Raw genomic sequence first — 6680 nt, forward strand, 5'->3', positions numbered from 1 at the left:
AGGCAAATATGGGAAGCATCACGCTTGAACAGGTCTGCAAAAGCTTTGGCGAGGTCGAGGTCATCCCCGGGGTCGACCTGCAGATCGAGGACGGAGAGTTCGTGGTCTTTGTCGGCCCTTCGGGCTGCGGGAAATCCACGCTTTTGCGGCTGATCGCAGGGCTTGAGGACGTGACCTCGGGGCGGATCGTCATCGACGGGCAAGATGTGACGGTGGCGCCTCCGTCGCGGCGCAAACTTGCGATGGTGTTCCAGTCCTATGCGCTGTACCCGCATATGTCGGTGCGCAAAAACATCGCTTTCCCGTTAAAGATGGCGGGGCTGAGCGCCGATGAACAAGAACGGCGCGTCCAGCACGCGGCAGGGATCCTGAACCTGACCGACTATCTGGACCGCCGTCCGGGTCAGCTTTCAGGTGGTCAGCGTCAGCGCGTGGCGATCGGCCGTGCGATCGTGCGCGAACCTTCGGCATTTCTCTTTGATGAGCCTTTGTCGAACCTTGATGCGGCGCTGCGGGTGAACATGCGGGTAGAGATATCCGAGCTGCACAAAAAACTAGCTACCACAATGATCTATGTCACCCATGATCAGGTCGAGGCGATGACCATGGCCGACAAGATCGTCGTTCTGCGCGCCGGCCGGATCGAACAGGTGGGCAGCCCGCTTGAGCTTTATCGCCGCCCGGCGAACCGCTTTGTCGCGGGCTTTATCGGCAGCCCGAATATGAACTTTCTTGAAGGCGAGGCCGCCGCGCGTCTTGGTGCCCATGCGATCGGCGTCCGCCCCGAGCATTTCCGCCTGTCGATGAGCGAGGGGGCGTTTGCGGGCCGGGTCGGGGTCGCCGAGCATCTGGGTTCGGATACCTTCCTGCATGTCGATCTGGACGATGGAACCCATGTGGTTGCCCGGGCCGAGGGCGAATTCCCCGCCAGCCATGGGGACCGCATCCACCTGACCCCGCAGGACGGAAGGCTGTATCGCTTTGACCAAAACGGCAGCGCTCTGTGATCCGGGATGAAAATGACAAGATTAAGTGAACAGACCCTTGGGCAGATCAGCCAGCCGCGCCCGGAATATGATCGCAGGCGGCTGCGCCCCGGTATCCTGCATTTCGGGGTCGGGAATTTCTTCCGCGCCCATCAGGCGGCCTATCTGGACCGGCTGATGAACATGGGACTGGCCCATGATTTCGCCATCATCGGCGCGGGCGTCATGTCGGGGGATGTGCGGATGCGTGACACTCTGGCAGTGCAGGACCACCTTTACACGCTGGTCGAACAATCGGCTGGGGCGTCGCGGGCGCGGGTTTTGGGGCCGGTCATCGACTATATCACCCCCGGTGATCATGTCCGGGTAATCGCCAGCTTGGCCGATCCGGCGATTCGCATTGTCGCGCTGACCATCACCGAGGGCGGCTATTTCATCGACGCCGCTACCGGGCATTTCGATCCCACCCATCCCGCCATTGCGGCCGATGCGGCCAATCCCGATATGCCGCAAACGGTGTTTGGCCTCATCGTCGCCGGACTAAGGGCGCGTCGCGCGGCGGGTCATGCGCCCTTTACCGTCATGTGCTGCGACAACATCCCCCATAACGGCGATGTCACGCGTGAGGCGGTGGTTGAGACGGCGCGCCTCTCTGACCCGGATTTTGCCGAGTGGATCACCGCCGAAGTCGCCTTTCCGAACGGTATGGTGGACCGCATCACTCCTGCGACCAGCGAGCGTGAGCGGCGTCTGGTGCGCGAGGATTTCGGCATTGAGGATGACGCCCCGGTCTTTTGCGAAGATTTCATCCAATGGGTGCTTGAGGACCGCTTTCCTGCCGGACGACCCGCACTGGAAAAGGTCGGTGTTGAATTCGTACAGGACGTGACGCCGTGGGAGCTGATGAAGATCCGCATCCTGAATGGCGGCCATGCGGTGATCGCCTATCCGGCCGGGCTGCTCGACATCCACTTCGTCCATGAGGCGATGGAGGATGCCCAGATCCGCGCCTTTCTTGAAAAGATCGAGCGTGATGAGATCATCCCCGCCGTGCCGCCCGTGCCCGGCACCGATCTTGGCGCCTACTTCGCCAAGGTGGCCGAACGTTGTGCCAACCCCAAGATCGGGGATACGGTGCGCCGGCTTTGCCTTGATGGCTCGAACCGGCAGCCCAAGTTCATTGTCCCGACCATCGCCCACCGGCTTGAACGTGATCAGCCGGTCGAGGGGCTGGCGCTGGAATCGGCGTTGTGGTGCCGCTATTGCGCGGGCATCAGCGACAGCGGGGCCGTTATTGCGCCGAACGATCCGAACTGGGATCGTCTGATCATTCAGGCACAGGCCGCGCGCAATGATCCCGCCGCGTGGCTTGCCATGGCCGAGATCTATGGCGCAACGGGGCGCGATCCGCGCTTTGCCCAACCCTTTGCCCGCTGGCTTGCGATGCTGTGGAACAAGGGCACGCGTGCGACGCTTGACGCTTATATCCGGGGCTAGGCAGTGGCGCGCGGGCTGATCTTTGACTGTGACGGGGTTTTGGTTGATTCAGAGCCCCTCGCAGCGGCCGAGATCGGGGCGCTGTTGCAAGGGCAGGGCGCGCCCATCACCCTTGCGCGCATTTATGATGAGTTTCTGGGCCGCTCATTCTCGACCATCACCGATGCGGCGCGTGCGCATGGTGTCGATCTGGGACCGGCCTTGCCGGGTTATGCCACGGCGCTGGCCGAACGTTTCCGCCGCGAGTTGCAGCCGGTTCACGGCATGGCCGAGGTACTGGCCCGGCTTTCAGGTCCGCGCGCCGTCGCCTCATCCAGTGCGCCCGAACGACTGTCGTTGTCGCTGTCGTTGACCGGGCTTGCGTCTTTTTTCGGTCAGCATGTCTATTCGGCGGTGCAGGTTTCGCGCGGCAAGCCAGCGCCCGATTTGTTCCTTTTCGCTGCGAAAAAACTGGGGGTTGATCCCGCTGACTGTGTGGTGATCGAGGATAGCCCGGCCGGTCTGCGCGCTGCCCGTGCGGCGGGGATGCGGGTGATCGGCTTTCTGGGCGGCAGTCACGCGGGACCGGCGCGCCTTGCCGAAAAGCTGGCACAGCTTGCCCCGGATGCGCTGATTGACCGCGCCAGCGATTTGCCCAAAACTCTGGATGATCTGGACTAACAAAGGGGAATCAGCGTGCTGATCGGGGCCGTGGATGTGGGCTCGGCCCGGGCGCGGGCGGGGCTTTTCACCCTTGACGGCCGGCTTGTTGCACGCGCCAGCCGGGGCTTTGCCACCATCCCGGGGCCCGACCAACAGGCCATGTATCATTTTGCCGAGATTTGGCAGGCAGTCGCCGATGCCTTGACCGAGGCACGCCATCAGGCCGGCGTGCCCCCGGCGCAGATCGGCGCGCTGGCTTTCGATGCGACCTGTTCTTTGGTCGTTGACGCCCCGGGGTTTTCGCCCGACGTAATCGCCTGGCACGATCATCGCGCGGTTGCCGAGGCAGCCGAGCTTAGCCGCATCCCGCATGAGGTGGTGGTGCGGGCTGGGGGCTCGGTCTCGCCCGAGATGCAGACGCCAAAGCTTATGTGGCTGAAGCGCAACCGGCCCGGGATCTGGGCGACGCTGAACGGCGTACGGGACCTTTGCGACCATCTGACCTTTCGGGCGACGGGTATCGAGGCGCGCTCGCTTTGCGCGGCGGTGGCAAAATGGGCGTGGCTTCCTGACCATGGCGGCTGGCAGCAGGATCTGTTGGAACGGGCAGGGGTCGCCGATTTTCCGCGCCCCGGTCCGGTCCTGTCCCCCGGCAGCCGCATTGGCCCCCTGTCACCGCAAGGCGCGGCCGAACTGAGGTTAAAACAGGAAACGCTGGTCGCAACGGGGTTGATCGACGCCTTTGCCGGGGCGCTTGGCGCGGCGCCCGGTATGCCGGCGCTGATCGCGGGCACCTCGAACTGTGTGATCGCGGCAGGGATAGGCCCGCGCACGTCGCTTTGGGGACCTTATCCCGGCGCCATTCTGCCCGATGAAAGCGTGACCGAGGGAGGGCAATCTGCGACCGGCGCGCTGCTGGAACGTCTGCGCGCCCTTTACCCCGAGCCGACCGATCACGACGTGATCCTTGCCCGTATCGCCTCGGCCCCCGAGCCTGCGGCCGATCTGCATGTCCTGCCTGATATCAAGGGCAACCGCACGCCCTTTGCCGATCCGCTGCTGCGTGCCGTCATTCAGGGTCTCACCCTTGAGCGTAGCCCCGAGGCGCTGGATGCGCTTTACTGGCGCGCGGCGGTCGGGATCGCGCTGGGAACGCGTCAGGTGATCGCGCATATGGGCCTGATACCCCAGGCGCTGGCCATGGCGGGTGGGCAGGCGCGCTCACCCCTGTTGCGTCAGCTTTACGCGGATGCCATCGGGGCCGAGATCCACTGGCAGCCCGAAGACGCGGTGCTGCGCGGCACAGCCATCCTTGCTGCTGCGCCGCTCAGCGGCGGTGTTCTTGCTGCCCGCGACTGTTTTGCCCGGCCGATCGAGGTGACAAAGCCTGATCCCGCTGCCTGTATCCGGCGTGAGCGGGACTGGCGCATCTTTTTGCGCATGCAAGAACAGCGCGCTGAAATTGCTGCGATGTAGCTAGCCCGACAGCAGCGCCGCACCGGTTGTGGCATCGGTGATCAGCCCGCTGATCAGCCCGCCCCGCAGCGCACCGCGGATCGCCGGAACCTTTTCACTGCCATGCGCCGCGCCGATAACAAGCGTCGTTTCCCGCGGGGGGATCGGGGCCGAGGCCACGCGATCATTGCTAAGCCCCGGCACCAGCGCGCCATGGGTGTCATAGGCCCAGCCGGTGATCTCGCCCACCGCGCCGGCATCGACAAGGGCGTCAAGCTCGGGCTGAGTCAGAAAACCGTCAAGCATCAATGGCGCGTTCTCGCCCACAGTGCCGATGCCGACAAAAGCGACCGCCGCCTCAGACGACATCTGGATCAGGCGCCGGATGCTTGGCTGGCTGTTCACGGCCTGCCGTTCGCTCATGCTGGGGGCGATGACGGGCAGGGGCAAGGGAAAGCTGCGGGCGCTGACCAGATCTGACAGGGTAAACAGCACGTTATAATAGGCGGTCGAGCCGTCGGGCGCGATATTGCCGGTCAATGAGACGATACGATGCTGGGGGCAGTCGATATGGGGCAGTTGCGCAATGGCGCTGCGCAGGGTGCGGCCGGTGCCGATCGCCATGGTCAAAGGCTCGGCCCGGCGCAACCATTGCTCGATCGTGTCCGCGACCATCAGCGCGACACCTGCTTCGGGGGCATCTGAGGGGGCGATCTGGCAAAACTCCAGCCCCCATTTGTGCTGCAGCCCGGCGGCAATATCCATGCAATGGGCAAACGGGTGGTCGATGCGGATCTTGACGATACCCTCGGCCATAGCCTGAGCAACCAGCCGCTGCGCAGTCTGGCGCGAGACGCCCATGATCCCGGCGATCTCATCCTGGGTCTTGCCTGCGACATAGGAAAGCCACGCCGCCTTGGCTGCCTGCTCAAGTTTCCGGCCCTGGTTCACCATAAGGGGCTGTCCGTCTTTCCTACCCTAACTATCCCTTTACGTGTCTAGCTTGGTGGTGCCGCAAGTGTCCAGCGGCGGCTTTGGGATCCCAACTGGAGAGGGGGGAGGGGGCTGGCAACAGGTTAACGCCCATTTCCCCAGATCAGAATTGGAAAGAACTGGCCCTTCATATTCCGTTCGCGCCCCAGTAGCCGACCTAGCCGCCATGCGTGTCCGATCACTGAAACAATGGCCATTCCGGCAACTCTGGCGCAAAATAAATAATTGATTTTACTTTATTATCTAGATGCGCGGTTTTCTGTTTTGTCCACTTTTACTTCGATTATCGACCATCGAAATATTGCGTGACGACCAAAGGAAAAGGCCGCCCGAAGGCGGCCTGACGAAGTCTGGCATCTGATAGAGAGCGGTGTCTGGCCAGGCTTACCCGATTGGCGATTCAGGATTCGGCGGTGCTGGCGATATGCTCTTCGAAGATTCTGCGGAGTGAGCTGCTTTGCGCGGGATTCTGGAACTCATCCAGCAACAGACCGAAGGCGACCCATTTATCGCCCCGGGCGGGCGATTGCTTCGGGCTGTGGCTGGCCTCCAGAATTCGGAATGCGCGGCGGATCCCGGTCTCGCCCTTCGAGGTATAGGTCCAGCCACATGTGTCGGCCACATGCCGTTCACTGAAGGACAGATCCTCGAAGGTGACATACGGACCGAACTCCAGGGTGGTGCCCAGAATTTCCGTAACCCGAATGGCCCGTTCGAGCGGCTGGCCATCCAGCCATGCCGGACCAGGACGGCCTGCAATCCGGTCGGTGATATATGCCTGGAGCGGGGAGGCCGAACAGGGCTCCGCGTTGCGAGCAATCTCTCTCAGCATGGGGTGGTTTCCGGGACGCTTGCGGCAAAGACACCCCTTCCATCCGTTTCGTCGGGACGGGCGCAGCGGATCAGGGAAGCTACGCGAGCCTTGTCGAGATGAAGCCGGTGCTGAGATTGGCACCGGCCCGCATGGATGGTGTCGCGGCTCAAACGCTGGACTTCGCTGTCGACAAGGCGTTCACGGCAGCCACGATGCGACGTTCGACACTGGATTTCTGCGTTCGGATGAACAGCACCGATGAGCGTAGGTCATGTTGACAAATGGCGAAGCCA

6 protein-coding genes are annotated in these 6680 nt (G+C 63.0%); 4 read left to right on the forward strand and 2 right to left on the reverse strand.

Annotation, left to right across the window (positions count from 1 at the left end):
- Nucleotides 1–8 precede the first annotated feature (8 nt).
- The 4 genes from PARACOCCUSGL_RS0113655 to PARACOCCUSGL_RS0113670 are packed head-to-tail and all read left to right on the forward strand — an operon-like array spanning nucleotide 9 to nucleotide 4601.
- Complete coding sequence (locus tag PARACOCCUSGL_RS0113655) at nucleotides 9–1007, forward strand: ABC transporter ATP-binding protein (protein WP_010397587.1); 999 nt, start codon at nucleotides 9–11, stop codon at nucleotides 1005–1007.
- Between the two features lie 12 nt (nucleotides 1008–1019).
- The gene (locus PARACOCCUSGL_RS0113660; protein WP_029372268.1) at nucleotides 1020–2483 is read left to right on the forward strand and encodes a mannitol dehydrogenase family protein; all 1464 of its coding nucleotides are present in this window, start codon (nucleotides 1020–1022) and stop codon (nucleotides 2481–2483) included.
- Nucleotides 2484–2486: 3 nt separating this feature from the next.
- Nucleotides 2487–3143 (forward strand): HAD-IA family hydrolase, encoded by a 657-nt coding sequence (locus tag PARACOCCUSGL_RS0113665; protein ID WP_010397591.1) that lies wholly within the window; start codon nucleotides 2487–2489, stop codon nucleotides 3141–3143.
- Between the two features lie 15 nt (nucleotides 3144–3158).
- Entirely contained in the window at nucleotides 3159–4601 is a 1443-nt protein-coding gene (locus PARACOCCUSGL_RS0113670) for an FGGY-family carbohydrate kinase (RefSeq protein ID WP_010397593.1), read from the forward strand.
- Here PARACOCCUSGL_RS0113670 and PARACOCCUSGL_RS0113675 read toward each other — a convergent pair whose 3' ends face one another.
- Together PARACOCCUSGL_RS0113675 and PARACOCCUSGL_RS22045 are read right to left on the reverse strand one after the other, a co-directional pair.
- Nucleotides 4602–5534, reverse strand: coding sequence for a sugar-binding transcriptional regulator (locus PARACOCCUSGL_RS0113675; RefSeq protein WP_010397594.1), 933 nt, complete (start codon nucleotides 5532–5534; stop codon nucleotides 4602–4604).
- Nucleotides 5535–5973: 439 nt separating this feature from the next.
- Nucleotides 5974–6405 carry a hypothetical protein gene (locus PARACOCCUSGL_RS22045; RefSeq protein WP_010397597.1) on the reverse strand — a complete coding sequence of 144 codons (432 nt, stop codon included), beginning with the start codon at nucleotides 6403–6405 and terminating at the stop codon, nucleotides 5974–5976.
- Between the last annotated feature and the right edge of the window lie 275 nt (nucleotides 6406–6680).

Source organism: Paracoccus sp. TRP, assembly GCF_000185925.1.
Lineage (GTDB): Bacteria > Pseudomonadota > Alphaproteobacteria > Rhodobacterales > Rhodobacteraceae > Paracoccus > Paracoccus kondratievae.